Source organism: Helicobacter sp. MIT 14-3879 (genome assembly GCF_003364125.1).
On the sequence record NZ_NXLP01000138.1, the window covers coordinates 1 to 1,807 of the forward strand.

The window sequence follows — 1,807 nt, forward strand, 5'->3', positions numbered from 1 at the left end:
GTCTCTAATAAATTCTGATTGAATATATGCTATATTATCCTTTATCCATTACTTTGTAGTTTGCTTTCAGTTATGTTTGTAAGCTAATATTTTCGTTTGCAATTCGTTCTCCATAGCCTCTACCCAAAATACATAATTTATTCTCTCTATAATCTCACTGCTAATTTCGCCTACTTCTAGTTAAATGATTCTTCTTGCTCAAAGCCTTGTTAAGTCCTATAATGACATCTTGATAAACTACATTGGCATTTTAAATGCACTGTTTTTACGTGTCCTGATAAGACACTGACTCGATGACATCTATACTGCAAAAATTGTATTTATTTCTCCATAGTCGCAGCTTTGTTCGTTGAAATTTGTCCTTTGGACTGTAGCCCTGTCTGTATGGCAATTTACCTTGTTTATCGAATCTCATATTGCAAAAGAGTTATTCCTTTATTCTCTATGCTGCCTACAAAATAAAGTGTTTCATTGTGAATGAGGCTAAAAAATTTTAATGCCTCATTTGCACTGATACTTTGCTTGTCCTTATTTTGCGAACTAAACATAGCCAAAATCTTACCACGATAAAGCTTAGCATAGTGGCTAATAACCTTACCGCCTTTGTAAAATTCAAAAAAGAAATGGGGCTTATGAAATTTCTTCTCATTCATTAGATGAGGAGACCAAATCTTTGCGTAAATATGCGAACGTAAATCAATCAAAAAATCCCATTCCTTGCAATGAGATTCCAAAAGTGGGATAAAAGGCTTATAAACTTCTTGCAATGTCAAATATTCTAGTTTTGTCCCTTGCTTAAGCTTATAGAAGGGAATCTTATCGCTAGCTTTAATTACACCAAAGAGATTACTAAAAATAAGTGTCTTCTCTAAGATAGTCTGTCTTGCATGAGATTCGAGATATTCAAAATTCAAACTATCAAAAGCCACACCACAATAACGTATAATAGCTGGCATGAGTTGTTGTGAAACCTCTTGCTGTTCTTGTGAAATAGAATCAACGATAAGCGAACGCATAGAGTTTAGGGCAATATTTAGTTCATATTCATTTTTGGCATGAAATCTTCTTGCACCATAAAGTTCTAAAAGAAGTTTGGAATCTGAATTTTCTAGCGTTTGTCTAAGATAATCAATGTAGATTCTACAGAGTTTTTCTCTGTGTGTTAAAAGTTCCTTTCCCTCCCAGAGATTTGTTAAAAAATTAGGCTGCATAACAGATTTTTTGTAAGATTCCAGAAACTTGGAATTTGAATTGTGAGTATGCAATAATTTATCTTCACTAGGACTTAAGAGAATACAGTAAGCCATGCCATTTCCTTAATTCAAATATACCGTTCATTACTATAACCTAATTCTCAAGATAATCTCCTTAGATTTTTTAAAATTGTTTTTATATGATTCTCTCTTTTCAATATTCATGCAATGGGCAGCACATTCTCTATTCCTCTCTACACAGCCTCAAGTATAACTAGGTTGTATTATGATAGAAGTGTTATTTCATGACATAGGCACATTTATACAAAGCTATATCAAAGAGGATACAGCAACAGAAGCATAGAGAATTGAGACTTTTGGCTAATATGTAGAGTCTTCAAGAGAAAAATTAGACAACAGGTGAAAAAGAGAATATTATAAGTGATTGAGACTTTTAACAGGCACAATGACCGATTTAATGCTTCTTAGTAATTAAGATTCTTATGGATAAAATAAAAGCTTATTCATAAAGAATAAAAATACAGCAAAACAGACTAATCTCATAGAATCTTAGCGAGAAATTATCATCCACATACTAAGAAACAATCTTAGAG

Annotated in this window: 1 protein-coding gene; it reads right to left on the reverse strand. The window is 32.4% G+C overall.

The features are described 5' to 3' along the window. Window positions 1-401 precede the first annotated feature (401 nt). Window positions 402-1,307: a peroxide stress protein YaaA gene (yaaA, locus tag CQA44_RS11965; RefSeq protein ID WP_115547414.1), complete on the reverse strand. Its 906-nt coding sequence runs from the start codon at window positions 1,305-1,307 to the stop codon at window positions 402-404. Between the last annotated feature and the right edge of the window lie 500 nt (window positions 1,308-1,807).

What these genes read in the sequence shown, in the direction of transcription:
- yaaA (WP_115547414.1), bottom strand. Translation starts at nt 1,307, where the DNA reads ATGGCTTACTGTATTCTCTTAAGTCCTAGTGAAGATAAATTATTGCAT.